Origin of the sequence: Cellvibrio polysaccharolyticus (assembly GCF_015182315.1) — a bacterium.
GTDB classification, from domain to species: domain Bacteria; phylum Pseudomonadota; class Gammaproteobacteria; order Pseudomonadales; family Cellvibrionaceae; genus Cellvibrio; species Cellvibrio polysaccharolyticus.
On sequence record NZ_PRDL01000001.1, the window covers coordinates 2,385,330 to 2,407,685 of the forward strand.

Consider the following 22,356-nt stretch of genomic DNA (forward strand, 5'->3'; position numbering starts at 1 on the left):
GAATACTGCTAAGCTTGGCAAACTTTTTAATCAACCGGCCAAAGCCCTTTATCTACTCTACCCGATGAGCGCCTCTCTACTAACCGAACCCCAGCGCGATTGCCTGCAAGAACTCACCAATATCGCCATGGGTCAGGCCGGGGATCGCTTGGCCAGGTTGCTCAATGTATTTGTCAGCCTCTCCATCCCGCATGTTAGCGCTCTCACGCCCACCGATATCGCCATGGCTTTGCAATCACTGAACAGTGAAGACGGCAGCCCGCTGTATGGCGTTTGCCAGGGGTTCATTGGCGGTGGTATTGCCGGCGAAGCTATGTTGATCTTCAACGATACCAACTATGATGATCTGGCCAGCCTGCTCAAATACGACAGCGTGGTGGTGGGCGATGTACGCAATGAATTATTGATGGATACCGCCAATGTTCTCAACGGCGCGTGTTTACGCAGCCTGGCAGAACAACTGGACACACACTTCAGCCTTGGCCCGCCAATGCTGCTAGGCCAACACCGCCGCATCACCGAACTGCTCGAAAACAACAGAATGCAATGGAAGCAGGCCTTGGTTATTGAGATTAACTACACCATTAAAAACCACCAGATTAATTGTGATCTGCTGCTGGTGATAGCTGAGCATGCCATTGACGGTCTTATTGAAAAGCTCAACTACCTGATTGATTAAAAAAGAGCCATTACCCGTTATGACGCCACCCAATGACCTCAACAATCTGATTAATGATGTTCATTGGTTAATGGATATTCTGCAGAATATCGATGCCGGCCTGGTGGTAATGAATCGAAATTATGAAATTGAACTGTGGAACAGCTTTATGCAAAACCACAGCGGTAAAGCCCCGGAAAGCGTTCTCGAACAAACCATCTTCAGTATCTTCCCGGAATTGCCGGAAAGCTGGTTCAAGCGCAAAGCTGAATCTGTCTTTATTTTGCACAATGCAGCATTTACCACCTGGGAACAGCGCCCTTACCTGTTCCGCTTTTCACACTACCGCCCTATCACCGGCACCGCCCCGCACATGTATCAAAACACCACCCTGATTCCGTTAATGGACTCACGTGGCCGGGTGGATCACATTTGCCTGATTGTGTACGACGTAACCGATACCGCCATCAATAAAATGGCGCAGCAACAGGCCAACGAGCAACTGAAAAACCTCAGCCGTATTGACCATCTCAGCGGGTTATTTAACCGGGGTTATTGGGAAAATCGTTTGTTGCAGGAGTTTCAACGCTTTGATCGCTACCAGCTGCCCGCCTCACTGATCATGCTCGACATTGACCATTTCAAACGCATCAATGACACCTACGGCCACACCACCGGTGATGATGTCATTCGCATGGTCAGTAGAAGTATCTGTTTGCAATTGAGGGATGCAGATATTGCCGGCCGGTACGGCGGCGAAGAGTTTGGCATTATTCTTACCGGAACCAAGGCTGAGGGGGCGGCACACTTTGCTGAACGGCTGCGCCTGAATATTGAAAAGCTATCAATGATTCTCGCCAATCAACCGGTGCAATTTACCATCAGTCTGGGGATTTGTGAGCTCAACAACTCGATTGTGAACTACCGGGAATGGCTGGAACGTGCAGATCAGGCGTTATATCAGGCAAAACAAAATGGCAGAAATCGAATTGAGGTACATTCGCCAGAATAAAAAAAATCCACGGAAAAAGTTCGGGGCTTTTTCTGTAGATGGCGATTGGATTAAAAAACAATCCGCTATTTAACCGAATTTTTCCCGCGCCCAGCCCAGTACCATTTCACAGGCAACCTGCTGTAGCGGTAAAACGGCCCGCTTGCTTACCAGCTGACCGCAGTCCCGACAATCTCTCAAATACTCAAGGAGTCGTTCGGGACCCAGCGATGACAAATGAAAACGTCCCTCGCCCAAGGTTACTACGTTTAACGTATCCAGAATCTGATACTCGACCAGTGGATCCAACAGTGCTTGGGGGAGTTCATCAACAGAAATCCGCACCCTCAACACCTTGGTCTCACTTAAATAATTACTCGTCCATTCTTCATGTAAATACGGCATAAGCACATCCCTATATATGGAAGAACCCAATCGGAACCGACCATCCTTATGAACATCTGGCATTCGGATGGGGGAGTGCATTGCTCATCGTTACAGCTTAAGAACCGTCAATATTGTTCAAAATTTGTACCCGACCGACACAGAGTACACGATATTGTTAAATAAATCACAAATGGCACAAATGACAGCTTTTTGTCATAAAAAACGACTAAATTAAATGAAAATCGCGCCTTTTTATTTGTAAATACTCGATTGGAGCAGCTTTCTCTGGCTTTATTTTGAATAAAAATCGACCGAACTGACGCAATTTTTATTGTAAATTATCGAGCGCCCAATCCTTCGCCAGGCGACTGGCTTCTTTAAATGCTTCGGTTGCCTGCGTATGTTTTCCATCCGCAGGTTGCGACTCCAACATCCAGGCGGCATCTGGCGATGCTTTCAACTTCGCTGCCAGCAAATCCTTATCCTGTTGATTTAACGGAATCGTACCTTTGCCCAAAATATCTTCCGGCCCCGCTTCCGGGCGGTAGTAAAAATAGCGAATAACCGGCTCAACCCCCGACCAATCGACGGACAGCGACATAACAACCCCACCCGGCAATTCAACCTCTCCGCGCTCGAACTTAACCAGTTTCATACATCAACCCCGCAGTTTTTGTGGCATCAGGAAAGACTAAAAAAAGATTTCAGGGGAATATATCATCCAGCAAAACGGAAGGCTTCTTCAGCCTTCGATATTCGCGGACAAATGCAGGGCGGGAAACGGCAGAGTACATAAATTATGAGGGCAGTATCGTATACATCCAGCTTGGAAATAATTACAACGTAGCGAAGATTCAACGGGAGTGAACTTCTCAGTCTTTCGGCGGAAACAGCAGATCAATGGTCAGCTCAGAACAGCCAGAGCGCATTAGCGCCCCGTGTATTTTTCGCGCGACCACCAAGGTCGGCAAGACGCTGCCCCCCTCTTTCCAACTTGGAGATGGTCACCTGCCTTACACCCGAAGACGCCTCCAGCTGCTTTTGAGTAAGCCCCGCCTTTTCCCCATAAAACCTCAATCTCATATCAACACCAAATTACCTAGGCAATTTTACAATTAATACCAAGTTGGTATTTTTACCCCAAAAGCAGTCAACATTAAAATGCTAAAGTAGTTTGATTGCTTTACTATCTGAGTAGTATTGTTGCGCTATAGAAAACTTAACTTACGGAGAGCGCCTTCAGTTGGCTCGAAAACGTGCCGGGCTAACTCAAATACAACTGGCTGAAGCCAGCGGAGTTAAACAGGGCACTATTTCAAAAATTGAGCGAGGTGACCAAAACGAATCGGCCTTTGATTCGATTCTTGGCCACCACCTCAATATTAACTCTTATTGGCTCAGCACCGGAAAAGGCGAGCCGGTAGGCGGCAGCCAGCCACAACCTGTAGCAATATCCCAAGCGAACCCCTATTTCACCCCACCTGATGCCATACCAGTAAAGAAGATACCTTTAATCTCTTGGGTTAAAGCTGGCGGATGGTGCGAATCACCGGATAATCACGCGCCCTGCGATGCCGAAGAATGGCTGGATTGCCCGTTTCCCTTTAGCCAACACGCCTTTTGCCTGGCAGTAACACGCGACTCCATGTGGCCAGAGTACAGAGAAGGTGAATACATTTTGGTCGATCCGGGCATAGATGCTTTGCATGGTAACGATGTAGTTGCCCGCCCCCGCCCCCGCCCCCCGACAATAAACATACCTTCAAGCGGCTACAGATAACCCCGGAAGGCACCTACCTGCTCGCCCTTAACCCGGATCATCCCAACAGAAAAATCGAAGCGCCAGAAGGCACCCACATATGCGGAGTTGTCACCGGCTCCTGGATGAACCGCCGGAGAAAGTAAAGGCAGGAGGAATTTTTCGAGATTTACGCGCCGAACAGTGGCAAAAGCGGTAGAAATGTGAACAATATCACAGTTGATCACACCTACCGCAAAACCAATGTAAGGAATGCAAATGAAGCACTTAATTATCGCGCTTATGCTTGTCAGCCTATTCGGCTGCAAAACAAGACCAGATGGCGAATGGGCCAAGCTTGGAGCACACCAACTGCCCGCCTCGGACAAACCCCTGAGCTCTCTAACAGCCCACGCCGGGGATGTAGTGGTCGACTCATGGAAGGTTCAAAATGTACCCACAATTAATATTGAACGGGACATCAACGGCTCCGCAAATTCCTCAAAGAAATTTGCAATAATCCCGGCCGTTAAAGTAAAAACCAACAACCTCCCCGCAACAATCTTCTCCGGCAGAGCAACGCTCGCATCAAGCGACCGTAACTATGACTTGTACATCAGCGACAAACCCGCTGTTATTGTTCACGGCCAGAACGCCCACCACACCAGAGGCGGTATTGCCATTTCAAAATACGGCCGCCCGGCGCAACCATTTATTGTCCCCATTAACCTGAACATCGCGCAATTCATAAGGACGAATGACACGGTAGCCTACACCAACAGCCCTTCAGTTGACGCCTCACTTAAATATCAAGGACTAGGAAAAGCCATTACCTACAAAGGCATGTCAGGCGGGAAAATTGAATTTGCATATCAAGAGTATTTTGGCTCTACGCTGCAAGACATAAATGCCCACGAGTTTTCTTTTGATTATGTTCCGGGCAAAGAATACGGCTATAAGGGCGCAAAATTTATTGTTCACGAAGCCACACCAACCAGTATAAGCATCACGCAAACCGCGCACTTCTAACCAAAACCCCACAAAAAAGCCCGCTACTCAGCGGGCTCAACACAAAAGAAGTTGAACAATGTCACAGCTGATCGGACCTACCGCCAAACTAATGTAAGGAACGCAAATGAAGCACTTAATCATAGTGATTATCGCGCTATTGACACTCACCGGCTCCAATCAGGAAGAAGTAAATACATTAAAGGCTTTACTTCAGGCCGAGCAGCAAAAAAGCGAGAAACTCGAAAAAGAGTTCGACGAACTTAAAAACGGCACAAGCGAAAAAATAATCGCAGAAAAGAAAGCAGCGGAAGAAAAAGCGAAGCTAGCCGAAAGCAAGCGCAAAGAGGCCGATACCGCCAAAGCAATGCAGAACCTTACCACGTCTCACGATAAGGTCAATCAAGTCACATGGTACAAATACAAGTACGCATCCCTGGCAGATACTCGCATAAGTGCTTATATCGGATACCGCGAAGGTCGCAAACCATGGTTAAGACAGGATCTGTTTTACAAATCAGATAGCTGGCTATTCGTTAGAAGTTACATATTTCTTATAGACGGCGAGCGCATCGACATGCCGCCAACAAAATTCGAACGCGACAATGGATCAGGCAAAATATGGGAATGGGAAGACAAAATGGCAACCGAAACGGATATCGCAATATTGAAAAAAATAATCAACTCCAAAGAAACAATAATCCGCTTCAACGGCGACAAGTACTACGACGACCACACTGTCACCTCATCTGAAAAAGCCGGACTGAAAGACGTTCTTACCGGCTACCAAGCCCTGCTTGCAACCCAATAAAAACAGATGATCAGGATGAACAGCTTAAGGAAAAGCTAGCTTAACGAATCACCGAAATATCACTTATCTAAACACCCACCACAAGAAAGCCCGCTGCACGGTGGGCTTAACTTAAAAGGAATTGAAAAATGACCAAACAAATCATATACCCACAAGACAACTACATCGGTGCTTGGGGCGTAACGTTTATAATCGGCAGCATAATAATTTCCCTTCTGTACGCTGGGTTCTACGCAGAAATCCCCCACCCGGAATACACCTACAGAAAGATATTTAACCCTGCCGCATTATGGTTTGCCTTTTGGATACTTTTGACCGGCCTGTTCACAGGATTACTACTGCTCGGCATCAGCAAATGCTTGGGCGAATTGCCTGCAATTAGAATTTTGATGAACGAAGAAGTAGGAAGAACAAACGAACAGCCATCACCTGAAGCACCAACTACAGAAGAAAACACCTACGCCCACCAAGCGCCAGCAGAAACCAAACACCCATAAAACCAAAAGCCTGCTATTTAGCGAGCGGATATCTCAATCGCAAACATTCTTTCTAACCTGATTAGTCAAGGTTATTGTTTTTACTGGCATCTGGATTGGACACCGGAGTATCGATTCCATTGATATTCCGAACATGATAGTTCTCATATTCACCCGCCTTAATCGATTTTACAAATTGAGGCCTGGTCATATCCAAATTCTTGAAATTGTCATGAAACGACTCATTTCTACCGGTTACTGACTCGCTCGTTACTGAAATTCGCCTTCTAGCCATCTCAATGCTCCCAATAAATGGGACCGACTGAGGTTAGCGCCGCCCCTGACAAAGCTCAATGAAATAATTTCCTTTTTTTAAACATCAAATGATGTAGGATAAGCGGAAACACTCTGGAGCATAGACTATGAATTTTTCAGCCCCCCGTTATCGCACACTTCCACCGGAACTTGCCATTGAGAACCTGCTTGGTGTTACGCACCAAGACCTTGAAAACACCATATTTGATTGCTTTGTAGCCTATGTAAGCGCTGGCCCTTTGAAACCAAAAGGCGCTGGTGGGACCCTCGCCTGGATGAACGGAATAGAGACAATACGTCGTCAATTGATTGCCAAAGGCTGGACCCCTGAAAACCTAAACAACCAGCCGCGTGTAGTCTCACCTGATGGCAAGCATTGGACTTCCCAGCCTTTCATAGACAAATCCAAAGCTCATTTTGAGGCGCGTTCAAACGCCTCCGGACTGACGCCACCGAGATGACTATGGCGACGCGTTTGATTGTAGAACATCTCGATATAATCAAACACGTCTGCCCGCGCCATTTCACGGGTTTTATAAATCCTTTTCTTGATGCGTTCCTTTTTCAGGCTGCTAAAAAATGATTCGGCAACGGCATTATCCCAACAATTTCCACGCCGACTCATACTGGGCTCAAGATTGTGGTGCTTGCAAAAGCGCAACCACTCATCACTGCCATACTGTGAGCCTTGGTCAGAGTGTATCAACACCCGTTGTTTAGGACGGCGGCGCCAAACAGCCATCAGCAACGCATCCAGCACAATCTCTTTGGCCAACGAAGGCTTCATTGACCAGCCCACCACCTTGCGTGAAAACAGATCCACTACAACCGCCAAATACAACCAGCCTTGCCAGGTTCTGATATAGGTAATATCCGTCACCCAATAATGATCCGGCTGTTCGACTGTAAATTCCCGGTTGAGCTGATTTGAACTGACCAATGATGGACGCCCAACAATTTTCCCGGGAGCCTTATAGCCGCGAATAGCCTTGATTTGATGGGTTTTCATGATTCTCGCCACGCGGTGCTTACTACAACGCTCACCGATTTCACGTAAATCGAGACAAATGCGTGGTGAGCCATAAATACCGTGACTTGCGTTATAGGAGTCACGAATCAACACCAGTAATCGAGCATCCTCCAGGGATCGATGGGATGAGGATTTATGGAGCCATTGATAAAAACCACTGCGTGCTACTCCAAACAACCGACACATCAGTTGAATGCTAAAGCAGTGCTGATGATCGTTGATATATTGGTACTTCACTCGGGCTGGCTGGCAAAGTACCGCGCGGCCTTTTTTAATATATCGCGCTCTTCTTCCGTACGTTGCAATTGTGATTTGAGTTTAAGAATTTCACGTTTTGCCTCCAGTAACTCCCGCTCCTGAACATCCGATTTATCGGGTGCTGCCGCGTTGACCCATTTGTAAAGGCTGTGTGTAGAAACGCCAAGGCGCTGGGCCACCTCGGCAATGGAATATCCACGTTCGGTGACCTGCTTAACTGCTTCGTCTTTAAATTCCGGGGTATACCGTTGATTACTCATATGACTTCCTCCTATGCTCGTTGTGTAGCTTAGGCGTGTCCACTAGAGTCTGGGAAGTCCATTGTGTAGCTTAGGCGTGTCCACTAGAGTCTGGGAAGTCCACATGCCATCACTGTGATGTACGGCAACCAGGATACCGCAAATCCTCACAAAAAACCCCAAACACGCAATAAAAGAGGCAACCAGACATCCAGAAGCATTGCCTTTAACTCGAACCAAGCTGATCTATTTCCTCTCAGCAGAGAACATTTACAGCAATTTCGTAGTAGAAACGAGAACAAACAAACCCTTTGGGTACTATTATTTTACGTAGATAAAGATACACGCACTGTACAATATGAACTGTCTCGCCCAATTAATATGACCGAAGCCGGAAAGGTTGACGACTGGGAACCACGCTTTATCATGCCGACCTTCCATGTGGATCAACCCAGCTACAATGGACCAGATTTGAGTCCAGACATAGATATACCCGTGACAGAGAGATCATGAAACTATTTAACCCCAATAGGCTAATTCTGGCCAGACAGCGCAGAGGTCTCACCAAAGTAGTGCTAGCAGAGCGCGCTGGCCTAAGTTCGAAGCTGATTACACTTTATGAAAAAAGCATACAAGAGCCTACAGAGGAGAGCCTAAAACTGCTCGCAAACACTCTCGGCTTTCCAGTCAGCTTTTTTTCTGGCGATGACATAGAAGCACCCACGGGAGATAATGCCAGTTTTCGCTCTTTCTCTCGCATGACCGCAAGCCAACGTGATGCTGCGCTCGCCGCTGGCGGCATCGCTTATTTGTTTTCTGACTGGATAGACAAGAACTTCAACTTACCTCTAATTAATGTGCCAGATTGTTCAGGAATGGAACCTGAAGCAGCAGCAATGGTGGTAAGAAACGAATGGTTGCTGGGACAAGCTCCCATTAAAAACCTTGTTCATCTGCTGGAATCCAAGGGCATCCGTGTTTATTCCTTGTCGGAGGAGACCAACCAAGTAAACGCCTTTTCCTGCTGGCGAAGAGGAACCACTCCTTTCGTATTTCTGAACACCCAGAAATCTAACGAAGCCAGCAGATTTGACGCCGCTCACGAGCTTGGCCACTTGGTATTGCATAGGCATGGAGAAAATAAGGGTAAGCAGGTAGAGGCTGAGGCTAATGCCTTTGCATCAGCGCTATTAATGCCTAAGGAGAGTATTTTTGCATACGCGTCCACGTGCAAGACTACCGCAGCGGTAATTAAAACCAAAAAATTTTGGAATGTTTCAGCAATGGCGCTTACCTACCGATTACATAAGGTTGGCCTTTTAAGCGAATGGGTTTACCGAGACATATGTATCGAGCTTTCAACCAAGGGCGCCCGCACCAAAGAGATCGATCCATCCCCCCGAGAAAACTCCCAAATTTTACAAAAAGTACTTACTTTTACCCGAGATAACGGAAAGTCTCTTCAGAAAATTGCCAGTGAGCTCAATCTTAAGAGAAGTGACTTGGTGCCCTACTTATTTGGTCTTGCCCCGGTTGTTGTGGAAAGCAACCAGCTTCACATGCCGTCACCACCCAGAATGGGCAAATTACAACTCGTGAAAAACTAACACCCAAAACTAAAAGCCCGCTTAAGAGCGGGCTTTTGGAGCTTACTGCAACTCACCAACTTTCATAGCCAGATCAACATCGCCAGACTTCGACAACTCTTTCAACTTGCTCATGCCACAACAGACAACAGGAACAATAAACCCGGACTCAATCTTGAAATCATCATTCAGCCTATCCGCCCTATAAACCAAACTGTCTAACAGCAAATAACGCTCAACAGAACCTGATTGAGAAACTTGGTTCAACAAAACCCTCATATCCGGCCTGTTAAATGCAGGCATAGCGGAATTACTTACACATGCCTGCCCATCCAAACGGCCCTTTTGCGGATATATCAACTGATGTATTTGATCCTGATCAATCCGGAACTTAATAGCCCATTTCTCAGAGTTATCCTCGCTGCTATCTTTTTCAATTGACAGAACCTTGCAGGCAACATGCAAACCGTACCCAAGAACGACAAACCACTCAAATTGACCAAGATCCGCGCTTAAATTATCGCGTTCAGCAACAAGCCCTAGGCGACCAAGAGCGAGCGTTACCTCATTCTCATTAATGTCAAATGAACCATGATTTACACATAAAACAAGATGGCGCGTAGCGCAAGGCTCATTATTACAATCATTACCGACTTCCAAACAATCTGGACTCATACTCCAATCCCTTTAAACGCAACCATTCTGCCTGCCAAAGCAGCCCCGCTCGAAGCCAATATATATATTCTCAAAACGCAATGATCAAGACATAAATTATTACAACCCCAACCCACCCACCACCAAAGCAAAAATTTTTAGCGGCTAAAACATTTGCCCCGCCCTTCGCTGGCTGCGCGACCCGCGACCATCTCCCAAAACAAGCCAAATCACCTCATCAAATCTCCACAAATATTCGATATATCGAAACCTCAAACCAAGCAAATACTACCTAGGCATTTGACACAAATACTACCATGACATTAATACCCTTCTAACGCGAATTCCGGAAGGATATAAACATGCAACCACAACTCACCCGCGGCATGGCCGCATTGCTGAACACCGTGTTTGTTGCCGATCTGACAGATGCTCGCCGCAGGGGCGAACACCTACTGGGAAACGTGGGGCCATACGGGTGGCTTTGTGGTGGTGTTCAAAAACGAGGCTCAGGGCTGGGTTAACGAGTTACGCAACCCCGAGCACCTGGTTGTGTTGCCGTAGCAGAAGACGGCACCTGCCACATTGCTGCTGGTGGTAACGCCTACGACGGCGCCACCCATTGGCAAGCCGGAGGTGCCGCATGATTTACCTGCACCCCACCGGCTCCCAAAAACCTTCCACCGTGGCCGCCATTCAACTGGCCACCGGTTATCGCGCCACCCTGGTTAACGGCAAAGCCGTGCTGGTGCGCGCATGAACATCAAACGCACTAACAACGGTTACCAGTTGCATGGCATCGAGGCCACCGGCCTGGCACCCCGCGAAAGCCAGGCATTACTGCTGCCCGCCAATGGTTTGGCGTTTTCAGAAATCGCGCAGCACATGAGCCCCAGCTCGGCTTCCATATCCATGGCTCAGCTCGAGCCGCTTTGGTGGGCAGCACCTTGGTTTTGCGCTTGCCTATAACGCAAACTGATGCTCGCATACCATCGCTGACCAACTTTGAAAAAGACGCCACAACCAACTCCCCGTGCGTAACCGCATGCAGGAATATGCTGTTTGTTGCGGTTAGTCCGAGAGGAGATTAACAACGAAAAGACGGAATTGTCCCGTAGTATCAAATACTTACAGGATAAAATAGGACTTCGAGGGATTGTACGAAAAGCTGGATGGTACCCGAGGCCGGACTTGAACCGGCACGATCTTACGATCGACAGATTTTAAATCTGTTGTGTCTACCGATTTCACCACTCGGGCAGAGTGCTTTTATCCGGGCAGAGGACAAAAGAGGAAAAGTGGAGGCGCGATCCGGAGTCGAACCGGACTAGCTGGATTTGCAATCCAGAGCATAACCGCTTTGCTATCGCGCCGTTCAAGAGGCCGAAATTCTAGCCGAATAAAAATAAAAAACCTAGCGTTTTCTATAACTTATAAAATATTTTTTTACTATTTTACTGCCTGCTGAGCAGGGAAAGCACGATTTGAGTGCTATTTGCTCACACTGTTAACCGAGAGGAACGGCCAGGCAGCGCGCAAGTAAATAATCATAGACCACAAGGTCAGGATCGCAGCACCGGCAAGAGCGATGTATCCCGGGATTAACAGGTAAGGATGATCAATCAGCAACACGATAATCGCGGTCATCTGCAGGGTCGTTTTGATCTTGCCGATGTAGGAAACCGCCACACTGGCCCGCTGCCCCAGCTCGGCCATCCACTCTCTCAGCGCCGAAATTACAATTTCACGCCCCACAATCACCGCAGCAGCAGCAGCGAACCATGCGGAGTGGTGATGCAGGCCCACCAATAGTAGCAACGCAATGGCCACCATCAATTTGTCGGCAACCGGGTCAAGAAAGGCACCAAAGGGCGTGCTTTGGTTGTATTTGCGTGCAACGTATCCATCGGCCCAATCGGTGATGGCGGCCACACTGAAGATCATGGCAGAGGCGAAGTGAGCCCACTGGAATGGCAAATAAAATACAACAACGAAAAGAGGAATAAGAATAATGCGTAATAAGGTGAGCTGATTTGCCAAAGTCATGAAAAACCGGTCCCGATCTGCAGAACAGAATAGTTTCTGTTCTCCTGGAATATAATCAATGCGAAATGATACTACAGCTGCTAATCGTTATGGAAAAAAGCATAGATATCTTCTGCCAAACGCACGCTGATACCATTTACTTTAGCCAGGTCATTCACACTTGCACGGGCAATTTCTTTTAAACCGCCGAAATGTCTTAGCAGCTCGCGACGGCGGGTAGCACCGATACCCGGCAATTCTTCGAGGGTTGAGGTGCGGCGCTTCTTGTCACGCCGCTGTTTATGCCCGGTAATGGCAAACCGGTGCGATTCATCGCGGATATGCTGGATGAGGTGCAGTGCTGGCGAATCACCGGACAAGACAATTTCACGACCGCTGTCTGCGTCAAACAGGGTTTCAAAGCCGGCCTTGCGGGTGGTGCCTTTGGCCACACCGATCATTTTTACACCGGTCACACCCAATTCGTTGAGCACTTCTATCGCTTTTCCGAGCTGACCTTTACCGCCGTCGATAAGAAGGATATCCGGCAGCTTGCCCTCACCTTTTTGCAGGCGTGTGTAGCGGCGCTCCAACGCTTGCGCCATGGCCGCATAATCATCACCACCGGTAATGCCTTCAATATTGAAGCGCCGGTAGTCCGACTTTAACGGGCCATTCAGATCAAAAACCACACAGGATGCTACGGTTAGTTCGCCACCGCTGTGGCTGATGTCAAAACATTCCAAACGCTGCGGCAGCTCTTCAAGCCCGAGCACTTCCTGCAGGGCAAAAAATCTCGCCTGTGAACTTTTTTTGCTGTTGATGTGCGCGGTGAGGTTTTGCTTTGCCGCGGTATCGGCCATTTGCAGCCACTGGGCGCGATGGCCGCGCACTTTTGAGGACACATAAATTTGGCGACCTATGTGGTTTTGCAGCGCGCTCATTAACAGCTCGGCGTCATCAATCTCGTGGCTGACAATGACCTCGCGCGGAATGTCCTTGCCTTCACTGGCGAGATAAAACTGCGGCAAAAATTGCCCCAGCAGTTCAGACTCCGATTCCGCCAATGACGACTGCGGAAAAAAGCTGCGGCTGCCTAAAATTCGCCCTTGACGAATAAATAGAATGTGTACGCAAATTGCAGATGCCTGCATAACAGCGGCAACCACATCAATATCACCGTTGCCCTCTTCCACGACTTGTCGCGTTTGGATTTGGCGCATCGCCGAGATTTGATCGCGCAACTCACCTGCCCGCTCAAAATTCAATTGTTGTGCAGCGGCTTCCATCTGGTTCGCCAGTTCCTGCATCAACGCCTGGTTGTCACCGGTGAGAAACATACGGGTATGCCGCACATCGCTCGCGTATTCGTCGGGCGATATAAAGTCCACGCACGGTGCTGTACAACGTTTGATCTGATATTGCAGACATGGCCGGGAGCGATTATTAAAAACACTGTCTTCGCACTGACGAATTTTGAAGGTTTTTTGCAAAAACGAAAGACTGTCTCTTACCGCACTGACGTTGGGATAAGGGCCGTAGTACTCGCCCCTTTTTTTCCGCGCGCCGCGATGAAAGCTGATGCGGGGAAAATCTTCGCCACTGGAAATAAAGATGTAGGGGTAGGATTTATCGTCACGCAGCAAAATATTGTAGGGCGGACGATTGGCCTTGATGAGATTTTGCTCGAGGATCAGCGCCTCGGTTTCACTGGCCGTGATGGTAACTTCAACGCTGGCAATTTTTGCTACCAGAGCGACCGTTTTCGGACTTAAACCGGTTTTACGAAAATAACTGGAAAGACGGGATTTGAGGTTTTTCGCTTTGCCGACATACAAAATTTTGCCGTCAGCATCGAACATTTGATAAATGCCCGGCTGCTGGCTGGTGTTGGCGAGAAAAGCAGAAGCATCAAAAACAGAAGAACGATCGCTGGTCATGTGAAGAGTAACAATCCAAATAAAACACCTCACCGGCACGGCTGCACCGGTGAGGTGTTTTCAGTTTAACAAGCCCTATACTACGGTATCAGGGTCAAGAAAATTGTGCTTCACTGCCAGCAATGTCAATTCAACGTCGCTGTTAATTCCCAATTTTTCAAAAATGCGGTAACGATAGCTGTTAATCGTTTTCGGGCTTACGTTAAAAGTTGCTGCAATTTCATTCACTTTTTGCCCTTCGGCAATCAGCATGGTGGTTTGCAGTTCGCGCTGGGAAAGACACTCAAACGGTGATTCCTGATGCGCGGCCCCGCTGTAGCGTCGCAAGGCGAGCTGCTGGGCAATGTTGTTGCTCATGTACAAATCACCACGGATGACTTTGTTAATCGCGTTGGTGATTTCAGAAAAATCTGCGCCTTTGGTTACATAACCTACCGCACCGGCTTGCATCAGGCGGGGCGGGTATAAATCATCGTCGCACGCGGTAACGGCAATTACCTTAAGACCGGGGTTTGCCGCCACCAGTTTTTTGGTGGCTTCCAGGCCGCCCATACCGGGCATTTTCACGTCCATAAGAATAACGTCAGGCTTTAACGCCCTGGTCTTGGTGACGGCTTCTTCGCCACTTTTGGCGTCACCCACCACTTCATATCCGGCCACGTCTGCCAGCATGCGCACGATGCCCATCCGCACAAGATCGTGATCGTCAACAACCAGTATCTTTGTCAAACAAAACCCCCAAATCCGTTAGTCAGCGTTAATTATCATTATTGGTCTCTGTGAAAAGGCCCGTGACGCTCGAAGAATTGTAGAGCCAGTGGTGAAAAACTACCACAGTTCGCGAATGGTTAAACCGCTCAATTTGATATGAATCTATAACCGGAAGCCATTACAGAGCATAACGGCGCCATAATATTGTCGCCTCAAACTTTGCTGGCGCCATAGATAACCGGGGTGACGTTTTTATGAGGCGCAAAAAAATCCCGCTACAGGCAGCCGGATAGCAGGATCGTATTTGTTGCCGCAAGACGACCCCGCTACAATACGCCATCTTTATACAGAGTCAGCGCCATGTCTTTCCAAAACGATCGGATTTACGCCAACCCGCTGGGAGAAGTTGCCAAATTCCAGTTTGATGAAACAGTGGTCGCCGTGTTTCCCGATATGATTCAGCGTTCGGTGCCCGGCTACTCCACCATCATTAACATGATTGGCAATCTTGCCGAGCGTTATGTGGTGGATAACAGTACTTGCTATGACCTGGGATGCTCGCTGGGCGCTGCCACGCTGGCGATGCGCCACGGCATCCGCGCCCGGGATTGCAAGATTGTCGGCGTAGATAATTCTGCGGCGATGATTGAACGCTGCCATCAGTTGATCGCTCTGGACGAAGCAAGCACACCGGTAGAATTGCTCTGCAGCGACATTCAAAAAGTGACCTTGCAACAGGCCTCCATGGCCGTGCTGAACTTCACCCTGCAGTTCATCGCCATTGACGACCGGCTGGCGATGCTGAAAAACATTTACGACGGCCTGCTGCCTGGCGGGGTGTTAATTCTCTCGGAAAAAGTGGCCTTTGAAGACCAGCCACATCAGCAGCTGATGATTGACTTGCACCATAACTTCAAACGAGCCAACGGTTACAGCGACCTTGAAATTGCGCAAAAACGTAGCGCGATTGAAAATGTGCTGATTCCGGAAACACTCAACACCCATAAACAACGCCTGCGTGAAGCCGGCTTCCACAGCGTGGATGTCTGGTTTCAATGCTTCAACTTCGCCTCCCTCATTGCCATTAAGCATTAATCGATGATTTCTTATCAGCAACTCTTGAACGACCTCCAGGATGAGCCGGCACTGGCGCCCTGGCTTGAACTCTTACCCACGCAAATTGCCACCGGCCTTAGCATCGAACGCTTCGGCGATTTGCCCGACTGGCTGGAAGCACTGGAATCCATGCCGGTACCCACCGCCACGCAACTGGAATTAAATAGCCGTGTGGCCATTGGCGGCGAGCAGGATTGCGATGAAAGTACCTTGCAAGCCTTGCGCGCATCGCTGGAAAAATTGATTCCCTGGCGCAAAGGCCCCTACTTCGTGCACGGCATTCATATTGATACCGAATGGCGATCCGACTGGAAATGGGATCGGGTATTGCCACACCTGGCACCGCTGGAAAACCGGCTGGTGCTGGATGTGGGCTGCGGCAATGGCTATCACGGCTGGCGTATGCTCGGCGCGGGAGCGCGCCGGGTTATCGGTATCGACCCGTCACCGCGTTTTGTGGTGCAGTTTGAGATGATTCGTCGCCTGACCGGTGATTTTCCGATGACGGTATTACCGGTAGGTATTGAAGCCGTGCCGGAAAACCTGCGCGCATTCGACACGGTGTTTTCCATGGGTGTGTTTTATCACCGCCGCTCCCCGATGGATCATTTACGGGAATTAAAAGAAACGCTTCGCCCGGGCGGACAGCTGGTACTGGAGACGCTGGTGATCGAAGGTAAAACCGGTGACGTGCTGGTGCCGGAAGGTCGCTATGCGAAGATGAATAATGTCTGGTTTCTGCCTAGCCCCGATACCATGATCAGCTGGCTGAAAAAGAATGGTTTTAAAAATCCGCGCGTGGTGGATATTTGCCCCACCACGAACGAAGAGCAGCGCAGCACCGAATGGATGCGCTTTCTGTCACTGCCGGATTTTCTTGACCCGCACAATCCGTCGTTAACCGACGAAGGCCACCCGGCACCGATAAGAGCCGTTTTCCTCGCCGAAGCCTGACGGGTGAAAACGGCATGCAGATTGATTAATCGTCGATATCGTGCAGCGGTGTATCCAGAATAAACTCTGCGTGCACCTGCTGGCACCAGGCATTCAGGCGTTCGGTGGTGAGGTTTTCCTGTTGGTCTTCATCCAGCGCCAGCCCGACGAACAGCTTCTCACCGGGAATTTCTGCCTTGGATGCCTCGAACTCGTAACCTTCGGTTGGCCAATGCCCGACAATAATAGGGCCAGCAGGTAATATCAGGTCGTGCAACATGCCCATGGCATCCAGAAAGTAATCACCATAACCAAACTGATCACCCAGGCCGAACAAAGCAACCGTTTTGCCGGCAAGATCCACAGCAGACATGTCGTCCCAAAACTCTTCCCAGTCGGACTGAATCTGGCCGAAGTCCCAGGTGGGGATGCCGAGAATAATGTGTTCGTAATTGGCAAATTCGAGCTGGGTAACGTCGGCGATATCATGAACGGTCAAAACATCTTCACCAAAGCGCTGCTGAATACGGTAGGCGACACGCTCGGTATTACCTTCGTCACTGCCAAAGAACAGGCCTATTTTGCTCACACACACCTCTAACCGGGTTAAAAAAGAGCGCGAATTTTCCCAACATTAGTGCCATCGCGCAAGAGGATTACCAACCGGGCTGAATATCACCGCCCGCCACTGTGAAATACCCCCTGAAAGCGGCCAATAGTATGTTAAGAAGGGTTAAATAAAACCTTCGCGGCATGACAGCCTCAAGGCGCTGCTGCAAACTAACAAGTCATTGAAAAAGAACAGGATAATCGTTTCTTCCCGCATCAATACAAGGCATTGGTTTACAGTAGAAAAAAGCTGCTGCACACTGCTCGGCTAAAAAGCAGCAATAACAACGGATACCGGTAATCGCCCTGACCACCCGCGTCACCCGCCGTGGTGTGCACTTTTGCCAGGTATCCATCGGCACTGATAGATAAAAAGCGGACATACCATGACCAAATTACTGCTGATTGACGACGATAAAGAGCTGACCCAGCTGATCAATGAATATCTGACAGCCGAAGGGTTTGATGTGGACATGGTGCACGATGGCCAACAAGCGCTGGATATTCCCGACCCGGAAAAGTACGCCGCCATTGTGCTGGATGTGATGCTGCCGGTAAAAAGCGGCTTTGAAGTCCTCAAACAACTGCGCAAAAAATGCCAGACACCGGTGCTGATGTTAACCGCGCGCGGCGACACCATTGATCGGGTGATTGGCCTTGAAATTGGTGCTGATGATTATCTTCCCAAACCTTGCGACCCCCGTGAGCTGGTAGCCCGTATTCGTGCGGTATTGCGCCGTGCAGTTCCCGCCGCCACCGCACAACCTGCGGTAGAACGGCTGACCACTGAAAAACTCAGCCTGCACCTTGGCAGCCGTAGCGTCAGCTGGAATGAAATTGATGTACCGCTGACCGGCACCGAGTTCAGTGTGCTGGAGTTGCTGGTACGCAGTGCTGGCCAGGTTATCAGCAAAGACGACATGACCGAGCAAGCACTGAACCGCAAGCTCACGCCCTACGACCGCAGCATTGATGTTCACGTCAGTAATATTCGCAAAAAACTGACTCAGGCCGGTGCCAGCAAGGACCTTATTATTAACGTGCGCGGCGCAGGCTATATGCTGACCCTCAGTCACGACGCCTGATGTAACCTGATGACGCGACTTTATATCAAGATCTTTGTCACTTTCTGGCTGATCACCGCCTCTATTATTGTGGCAACCAATATTGTTTTTCATTGGATTGACATAGGGCCGGATCGCAATCCGCATATTGACCGCGATGAAGAACCGGCCCGGCGTCTGCTGTTTCAAATGGTGGGTTCGGCGATTAACCGCAACACCGCAGAAATGGTTGAGGAAATGCGCAATATGCCAGCCTGGTCAACGCGCTTTTTTTACGTGGTTGATCGCACCAACCAGGATCTACTCGAACGCCCGCTCCCCCCGGGCGTCAATGTGCTGCTGCCAAAGCTGACCAGTCGCCACCCCTACGATCACATTCAGGACCGCAACCGCAAACTCTTTGGCCGTTACATCACCCTCAACGATGGTAACAGCGTCAAATTTATTACTATATCTACCGGCCACGACGACGAATCCGGCAAGGATGTTTTGTGGGAGCTCTTCATCAATAATATCTGGCCGCTATTGCTGGTCTCTATTCTCATCAGCGGCACGGCCTGCTTTCTTCTTGCGCGGCATTTCACTCGCAGTATTAACACCCTGCAACAGGCCACCCGGCGTATTGCGCGGGGCGACCTCGGTTTTCGGGTAAGCCCGCATTTCAGCGGCCGCCGCGACGAAATCGCCGCATTGGGTCTCGACTTTGACCACATGACCGAGCGCTTGCAACGCGCCATGCAAGAGCAAAAGCGGTTGATAAAAGACGTTTCCCATGAGTTGCGCTCACCACTCGCGCGGCTGCAAGTAGCGCTCGGCCTGGCACAACAACGCAGCAACGGTGATGTTGACAAGGAATTGGCGCGCATCAAGCAAGCCGCCGATTACCTGAATAATGTCATCACCGATATTCTGGCCTTGCCGGTACACGAAAATGGCGATTGGGAGCTGGATGACACGCTGGACATCAAAGCCCTGCTGGAAACACTGATCGAAGGCTATCAATACGAGGCCGACGAAAAACAGGTGTTGCTGGCTTTTGATTGTGCGCTGGAAGAGGCGCTGGTGCCGACCCACGGCAACATGTTGGTAGGCGTGTTTGAAAATATTCTGCGTAACGCCCTGCACTATGCCTCCAACCCAGGCCTCATCCAGGTAGAACTGTCACAAACTGAAGACAAGAAAAGCTACCACATCGCCATTAGCGACAGCGGCCCGGGCGTGGAAACACAGCATATTGATGCCATCTTTGAGCCCTTCTATCGCACCGATGAAGCCAGGGCCAGAGAGAGCGGCGGCTATGGTTTGGGGCTGGCAATTGCCCAGCGCAGTGTAGCCCTGCACAAAGGTCGCATTGGTGCTAAAAACCGCCCGGAAGGCGGCCTCTGCGTTACGGTAGAAATCCCCCGCTTTAATATTCAGGACGAATTCAGCTAATTGTCGAGCGGCAATATTTTGCCGCTCGACCACTTCTTTTTGTCATTTCCTTGACACCTCAAATCACATTATTTTTTCACACCAAGCCAAGCGGCTGATTTATTTGGCTTTTTTATTTATTGTGATAGATGGCACGTTTTTAGCTTTTGTTGCATTAGTAGCATCTCGAGGAAACGCGCTATGCAGGAAATGACTATGGTCATTAATCAGGACATCGGCCATCTGCCCCCTACCCCCGCACTGGAAAAAGTAATTATTTCCGCGGAGCAGCTGGTTGAAGCGCGCCTGAAGCTGGCAATGCAACTCCAGCAATCGCTTGACCCCTTACATCTGTTGGCCAGCTTTTATCGCGGCCTGCAAACGCTTATCGCGGTTGACGGTATCAAGCTGGAACTCTACAACGGCCACCCGGATAACACCTGGCTGCAAGGCCGACATTGCCTGCATTCCTGTTCTTACCGGCTCAACACCGGTAATGAATTGATTGGCGAGATCATTTTCTTCCGCAGCAAACGTTTTGCCGACGCCGAGCTGGATTTGCTGGAGACATTTCTCTGCCTGCTGGTATTTCCGCTGAACAATGCCGTGCAATACCAGAAAGCGGTTCGCATGACGTTGATTGACCCGCTCACCGGGTTGGGCAACCGGCTGGCACTGGATCATTCGCTCAGCCGCGATTTGCGGTTGGCACAACGCTATGAAACACCGCTGTCTATCCTGATGATAGACATCGACCACTTCAAATCCATCAATGATCGCTTTGGCCATCGTTGCGGGGACGAAGTGCTAACCGCCGTCGCGCATTGTTTGCAGCAAGCGTCTCGCAGCTCCGATGCCTGTTATCGTTTTGGCGGAGAAGAATTTACCGTGTTGCTACCCGCAACCAACGTGGAAGGGGCGCTGATCATTGCCGAGCGCATCCGCCTGATGATTGCCGGCTTGCGTATCGTGCGCAAGGAAGGCGTGGTGGCACCTACCATCAGCATCGGTATTGCCTCGGGCGATAATAGCGATGGTGATAACGAAAACGAGTTGCTGGATCGCGCCGACAAGGCGCTCTACCTCGCCAAAGAAGGTGGCCGCAATCGCATTCAGGTGGCCGACGCCGCCTCAATGAATCGATGAAAAAAAACCGGAAAATTTCACCATCACATGATGGGAAATTTTCCGGTTTTATCAGCAAGACACATCCTGCCTTTTTACATCAATACCTTTACAGCTTTGGTTTTGGATTGGTCCGGCCCGATGAAGGTCTGGCTGAACCTGGCTTGCTGTTTGTGGGTTTTCCGTTCGTGGGCTTTCCGTTTGCAGTTTTGGCCGCGCCCGGTTTGCCAGCTGTTGCCGGTTTATTACCTGCCGGCTTGCTGCCCGCCGGTTTGGCATCATCGCTCTTGCGCTTGGGTACTGCCGGACGACGCACATTGGTCGCCGAGCGCAAGCGTTTTTCGTGACGCTGCAACTGCGATTTTTCTTCGCGGGACGGCACCATAACCCGGGTGTGCTTTTCATTTTCAAACCCGGCGGTCATGCACAGGTCGGAAATTTCACGCTCGGTCAACTCCATCCACTGGCCCACGCGAACGTGAGAAGGAATAAAAATATTGGCGTAACGTACGCGCTTCAAACGGCTGACCTTAACGCCTTGCGATTCCCACAAACGTCTTACTTCGCGGTTACGGCCTTCCATCACCACGCAATAAAACCAGCGGTTACGCCCCTCACCTGCACCATCGACGATGTCGGTAAAGCGGGCAACGCCGTCATCCAGCAAAACGCCATCCAGCAGATTGCGTTTCATTTCATCGTCAACCTGGCCTTGAATACGTACCAGATATTCACGGTCAATGACCGAGGACGGATGCATCAGCTTGTTGGCCAATTCACCGTCATTGGTAAACAACAGCAAACCGCTGGTGTTGAAGTCGAGACGACCTACCGAAATCCAACGCTCGCCGTGCAGCGCCGGTAAACCGTCATAAACGGTACGGCGACCTTCCGGGTCAGAGCGGGAACAAATTTCGCCTTCCGGCTTGTTGTACAAAATAACCCGACGACGGGCAACACCGGTCGACTGGAGTACGCGCTGGCCATTAACAAAAATTTTGTCGTCAGGTGTAACACGATCACCCAGCTTGGCAATGCGGTCATTCACCTTGACATGGCCTGCTTCAATTTCACGCTCCATCTCACGACGGGAGCCGAGACCGGCACGGGCCAATACTTTTTGTAACTTTTCATCATTCGTTTCGGGAACCGCTGCACTCTCAGCAAGATCGGTATCCACAGCAACGGGAGATGGCTTTTGAGATCTGCCCGGGCGGGCTGCGCCTGGCTTTTTGGTCGGAGCCTTGTCCGACGTTGTTTTCTTTTGTT

General features: G+C 49.7%; 26 protein-coding genes and 2 tRNA genes. 16 read left to right on the forward strand and 12 right to left on the reverse strand.

Going from position 1 to position 22,356, the window contains the following annotated elements; translation table 11 throughout:
* Window positions 1–64 precede the first annotated feature (64 nt).
* Both C4F51_RS10155 and C4F51_RS10160 read left to right on the forward strand, forming a co-directional pair.
* Complete coding sequence (locus C4F51_RS10155; protein WP_193909482.1) at window positions 65–679, forward strand: histidine kinase; 615 nt, start codon at window positions 65–67, stop codon at window positions 677–679.
* 19 nt (window positions 680–698) lie between these two features.
* On the forward strand, window positions 699–1,670 hold the full coding sequence (locus C4F51_RS10160; protein ID WP_193909483.1) for a GGDEF domain-containing protein: 972 nt from the start codon (window positions 699–701) through the stop codon (window positions 1,668–1,670).
* Between the two features lie 69 nt (window positions 1,671–1,739).
* Here C4F51_RS10160 and C4F51_RS10165 read toward each other — a convergent pair whose 3' ends face one another.
* The 3 genes from C4F51_RS10165 to C4F51_RS18395 form a co-directional block, all read right to left on the reverse strand.
* Window positions 1,740–2,054, reverse strand: a complete 315-nt coding sequence (locus tag C4F51_RS10165; RefSeq protein WP_193909484.1) for a hypothetical protein — start codon at window positions 2,052–2,054, stop codon at window positions 1,740–1,742.
* Between the two features lie 310 nt (window positions 2,055–2,364).
* Window positions 2,365–2,691 (reverse strand): hypothetical protein, encoded by a 327-nt coding sequence (locus C4F51_RS10170; RefSeq protein WP_193909486.1) that lies wholly within the window; start codon window positions 2,689–2,691, stop codon window positions 2,365–2,367.
* A gap of 254 nt (window positions 2,692–2,945) precedes the next feature.
* Window positions 2,946–3,119, reverse strand: coding sequence for a helix-turn-helix domain-containing protein (locus C4F51_RS18395; RefSeq protein WP_193909488.1), 174 nt, complete (start codon window positions 3,117–3,119; stop codon window positions 2,946–2,948).
* Window positions 3,120–3,246: 127 nt separating this feature from the next.
* On the opposite strand from C4F51_RS18395, the gene C4F51_RS10180 reads away from it, so the two are divergent.
* The 6 genes from C4F51_RS10180 (at window position 3,247) to C4F51_RS10200 (ending at window position 6,845) form a co-directional block, all read left to right on the forward strand.
* Window positions 3,247–3,816 carry a LexA family protein gene (locus C4F51_RS10180; protein WP_328701428.1) on the forward strand — a complete coding sequence of 190 codons (570 nt, stop codon included), beginning with the start codon at window positions 3,247–3,249 and terminating at the stop codon, window positions 3,814–3,816.
* Between the two features lie 17 nt (window positions 3,817–3,833).
* Window positions 3,834–3,941 carry a S24/S26 family peptidase gene (locus C4F51_RS18400; protein WP_407926933.1) on the forward strand — a complete coding sequence of 36 codons (108 nt, stop codon included), beginning with the start codon at window positions 3,834–3,836 and terminating at the stop codon, window positions 3,939–3,941.
* A 112-nt stretch (window positions 3,942–4,053) separates the two neighbouring features.
* Window positions 4,054–4,803: a hypothetical protein gene (locus tag C4F51_RS10185; RefSeq protein WP_193909492.1), complete on the forward strand. Its 750-nt coding sequence runs from the start codon at window positions 4,054–4,056 to the stop codon at window positions 4,801–4,803.
* Window positions 4,804–4,909: 106 nt separating this feature from the next.
* A complete protein-coding gene (locus tag C4F51_RS10190; RefSeq protein WP_193909494.1) occupies window positions 4,910–5,593 on the forward strand; it encodes a hypothetical protein in 684 nt (227 codons plus the stop codon).
* A 128-nt stretch (window positions 5,594–5,721) separates the two neighbouring features.
* Complete coding sequence (locus C4F51_RS10195) at window positions 5,722–6,090, forward strand: hypothetical protein (RefSeq protein WP_193909496.1); 369 nt, start codon at window positions 5,722–5,724, stop codon at window positions 6,088–6,090.
* Between the two features lie 401 nt (window positions 6,091–6,491).
* Window positions 6,492–6,845, forward strand: coding sequence for a hypothetical protein (locus tag C4F51_RS10200; protein ID WP_193909498.1), 354 nt, complete (start codon window positions 6,492–6,494; stop codon window positions 6,843–6,845).
* Here the strand turns inward: C4F51_RS10200 and C4F51_RS10205 are convergent.
* Window positions 6,797–7,932 (reverse strand): IS3 family transposase gene (locus C4F51_RS10205; RefSeq protein ID WP_202987589.1). Its coding sequence is split into 2 segments (ribosomal slippage): window positions 6,797–7,689 and window positions 7,689–7,932, totalling 1,137 coding nucleotides; the frame shifts between segments, so codons are not numbered across the junction. The two genes, C4F51_RS10200 and C4F51_RS10205, sit on opposite strands and share 49 nt — an antisense overlap.
* 488 nt (window positions 7,933–8,420) lie before the next feature.
* Between C4F51_RS10205 and C4F51_RS10215 the strand changes: the two genes are divergently transcribed.
* Window positions 8,421–9,518, forward strand: a complete 1,098-nt coding sequence (locus C4F51_RS10215; protein ID WP_193909500.1) for a helix-turn-helix domain-containing protein — start codon at window positions 8,421–8,423, stop codon at window positions 9,516–9,518.
* Window positions 9,519–9,560: 42 nt separating this feature from the next.
* Here the strand turns inward: C4F51_RS10215 and C4F51_RS10220 are convergent, their stop codons facing one another.
* A complete protein-coding gene (locus C4F51_RS10220) occupies window positions 9,561–10,172 on the reverse strand; it encodes a hypothetical protein (RefSeq protein ID WP_193909501.1) in 612 nt (203 codons plus the stop codon).
* Window positions 10,173–10,513: 341 nt separating this feature from the next.
* On the opposite strand from C4F51_RS10220, the gene C4F51_RS10225 reads away from it, so the two are divergent.
* Entirely contained in the window at window positions 10,514–10,675 is a 162-nt protein-coding gene (locus C4F51_RS10225; RefSeq protein WP_193909503.1) for a hypothetical protein, read from the forward strand.
* 232 nt (window positions 10,676–10,907) lie between these two features.
* Window positions 10,908–11,120: a hypothetical protein gene (locus C4F51_RS10230; RefSeq protein WP_193909504.1), complete on the forward strand. Its 213-nt coding sequence runs from the start codon at window positions 10,908–10,910 to the stop codon at window positions 11,118–11,120.
* Between the two features lie 204 nt (window positions 11,121–11,324).
* Here the strand turns inward: C4F51_RS10230 and C4F51_RS10235 are convergent.
* From C4F51_RS10235 to C4F51_RS10255, 5 genes are all read right to left on the reverse strand, one after another.
* Window positions 11,325–11,411: transfer RNA gene (locus tag C4F51_RS10235), tRNA-Leu, on the reverse strand.
* Between the two features lie 39 nt (window positions 11,412–11,450).
* Window positions 11,451–11,524 (reverse strand) — tRNA-Cys (locus C4F51_RS10240).
* A gap of 118 nt (window positions 11,525–11,642) precedes the next feature.
* Window positions 11,643–12,197, reverse strand: coding sequence for a CDP-diacylglycerol--glycerol-3-phosphate 3-phosphatidyltransferase (pgsA, locus tag C4F51_RS10245; RefSeq protein WP_193909506.1), 555 nt, complete (start codon window positions 12,195–12,197; stop codon window positions 11,643–11,645).
* Between the two features lie 80 nt (window positions 12,198–12,277).
* A complete protein-coding gene (gene uvrC / locus C4F51_RS10250; protein WP_193909508.1) occupies window positions 12,278–14,116 on the reverse strand; it encodes an excinuclease ABC subunit UvrC in 1,839 nt (612 codons plus the stop codon).
* Between the two features lie 75 nt (window positions 14,117–14,191).
* Window positions 14,192–14,845 carry a response regulator gene (locus C4F51_RS10255; RefSeq protein ID WP_193909510.1) on the reverse strand — a complete coding sequence of 218 codons (654 nt, stop codon included), beginning with the start codon at window positions 14,843–14,845 and terminating at the stop codon, window positions 14,192–14,194.
* A gap of 342 nt (window positions 14,846–15,187) precedes the next feature.
* Here C4F51_RS10255 and cmoA point away from each other — a divergent pair, with 342 nt between their 5' ends.
* Entirely contained in the window at window positions 15,188–15,922 is a 735-nt protein-coding gene (cmoA, locus tag C4F51_RS10260) for a carboxy-S-adenosyl-L-methionine synthase CmoA (protein ID WP_193909512.1), read from the forward strand.
* Between the two features lie 3 nt (window positions 15,923–15,925).
* Window positions 15,926–16,897 (forward strand): tRNA 5-methoxyuridine(34)/uridine 5-oxyacetic acid(34) synthase CmoB, encoded by a 972-nt coding sequence (cmoB, locus tag C4F51_RS10265; protein ID WP_193909514.1) that lies wholly within the window; start codon window positions 15,926–15,928, stop codon window positions 16,895–16,897.
* 25 nt (window positions 16,898–16,922) lie between these two features.
* On the opposite strand, the gene fldB is transcribed toward cmoB, so the two are convergent.
* Window positions 16,923–17,465, reverse strand: coding sequence for a flavodoxin FldB (gene fldB, locus C4F51_RS10270; protein WP_193909516.1), 543 nt, complete (start codon window positions 17,463–17,465; stop codon window positions 16,923–16,925).
* A 406-nt stretch (window positions 17,466–17,871) separates the two neighbouring features.
* On the opposite strand from fldB, the gene C4F51_RS10275 reads away from it, so the two are divergent.
* From C4F51_RS10275 to C4F51_RS10285, 3 genes are all read left to right on the forward strand, one after another.
* On the forward strand, window positions 17,872–18,570 hold the full coding sequence (locus tag C4F51_RS10275) for a response regulator transcription factor (RefSeq protein ID WP_193909518.1): 699 nt from the start codon (window positions 17,872–17,874) through the stop codon (window positions 18,568–18,570).
* 9 nt (window positions 18,571–18,579) lie between these two features.
* Window positions 18,580–19,983 carry an ATP-binding protein gene (locus C4F51_RS10280; RefSeq protein ID WP_193909520.1) on the forward strand — a complete coding sequence of 468 codons (1,404 nt, stop codon included), beginning with the start codon at window positions 18,580–18,582 and terminating at the stop codon, window positions 19,981–19,983.
* Between the two features lie 180 nt (window positions 19,984–20,163).
* Window positions 20,164–21,108 (forward strand): GGDEF domain-containing protein, encoded by a 945-nt coding sequence (locus tag C4F51_RS10285; RefSeq protein ID WP_193909522.1) that lies wholly within the window; start codon window positions 20,164–20,166, stop codon window positions 21,106–21,108.
* An 88-nt stretch (window positions 21,109–21,196) separates the two neighbouring features.
* Here C4F51_RS10285 and rluB read toward each other — a convergent pair whose 3' ends face one another.
* Window positions 21,197–22,267, reverse strand: a complete 1,071-nt coding sequence (rluB, locus tag C4F51_RS10290; RefSeq protein ID WP_407926919.1) for a 23S rRNA pseudouridine(2605) synthase RluB — start codon at window positions 22,265–22,267, stop codon at window positions 21,197–21,199.
* Window positions 22,268–22,356: the final 89 nt, after the last annotated feature.

What these genes read in the sequence shown, in the direction of transcription:
- C4F51_RS10155 (WP_193909482.1), top strand. Translation starts at nt 65, where the DNA reads ATGAGCGCCTCTCTACTAACCGAACCCCAGCGCGATTGCCTGCAAGAA.
- C4F51_RS10160 (WP_193909483.1), top strand. Translation starts at nt 699, where the DNA reads ATGACGCCACCCAATGACCTCAACAATCTGATTAATGATGTTCATTGG.
- C4F51_RS10165 (WP_193909484.1), bottom strand. Translation starts at nt 2,054, where the DNA reads ATGCCGTATTTACATGAAGAATGGACGAGTAATTATTTAAGTGAGACC.
- C4F51_RS10170 (WP_193909486.1), bottom strand. Translation starts at nt 2,691, where the DNA reads ATGAAACTGGTTAAGTTCGAGCGCGGAGAGGTTGAATTGCCGGGTGGG.
- C4F51_RS18395 (WP_193909488.1), bottom strand. Translation starts at nt 3,119, where the DNA reads ATGAGATTGAGGTTTTATGGGGAAAAGGCGGGGCTTACTCAAAAGCAG.
- C4F51_RS10185 (WP_193909492.1), top strand. Translation starts at nt 4,054, where the DNA reads ATGAAGCACTTAATTATCGCGCTTATGCTTGTCAGCCTATTCGGCTGC.
- C4F51_RS10190 (WP_193909494.1), top strand. Translation starts at nt 4,910, where the DNA reads ATGAAGCACTTAATCATAGTGATTATCGCGCTATTGACACTCACCGGC.
- C4F51_RS10195 (WP_193909496.1), top strand. Translation starts at nt 5,722, where the DNA reads ATGACCAAACAAATCATATACCCACAAGACAACTACATCGGTGCTTGG.
- C4F51_RS10200 (WP_193909498.1), top strand. Translation starts at nt 6,492, where the DNA reads ATGAATTTTTCAGCCCCCCGTTATCGCACACTTCCACCGGAACTTGCC.
- C4F51_RS10215 (WP_193909500.1), top strand. Translation starts at nt 8,421, where the DNA reads ATGAAACTATTTAACCCCAATAGGCTAATTCTGGCCAGACAGCGCAGA.
- C4F51_RS10220 (WP_193909501.1), bottom strand. Translation starts at nt 10,172, where the DNA reads ATGAGTCCAGATTGTTTGGAAGTCGGTAATGATTGTAATAATGAGCCT.
- C4F51_RS10225 (WP_193909503.1), top strand. Translation starts at nt 10,514, where the DNA reads ATGCAACCACAACTCACCCGCGGCATGGCCGCATTGCTGAACACCGTG.
- C4F51_RS10230 (WP_193909504.1), top strand. Translation starts at nt 10,908, where the DNA reads ATGAACATCAAACGCACTAACAACGGTTACCAGTTGCATGGCATCGAG.
- pgsA (WP_193909506.1), bottom strand. Translation starts at nt 12,197, where the DNA reads ATGACTTTGGCAAATCAGCTCACCTTATTACGCATTATTCTTATTCCT.
- uvrC (WP_193909508.1), bottom strand. Translation starts at nt 14,116, where the DNA reads ATGACCAGCGATCGTTCTTCTGTTTTTGATGCTTCTGCTTTTCTCGCC.
- cmoA (WP_193909512.1), top strand. Translation starts at nt 15,188, where the DNA reads ATGTCTTTCCAAAACGATCGGATTTACGCCAACCCGCTGGGAGAAGTT.
- cmoB (WP_193909514.1), top strand. Translation starts at nt 15,926, where the DNA reads ATGATTTCTTATCAGCAACTCTTGAACGACCTCCAGGATGAGCCGGCA.
- C4F51_RS10275 (WP_193909518.1), top strand. Translation starts at nt 17,872, where the DNA reads ATGACCAAATTACTGCTGATTGACGACGATAAAGAGCTGACCCAGCTG.
- C4F51_RS10280 (WP_193909520.1), top strand. Translation starts at nt 18,580, where the DNA reads ATGACGCGACTTTATATCAAGATCTTTGTCACTTTCTGGCTGATCACC.
- C4F51_RS10285 (WP_193909522.1), top strand. Translation starts at nt 20,164, where the DNA reads ATGCAGGAAATGACTATGGTCATTAATCAGGACATCGGCCATCTGCCC.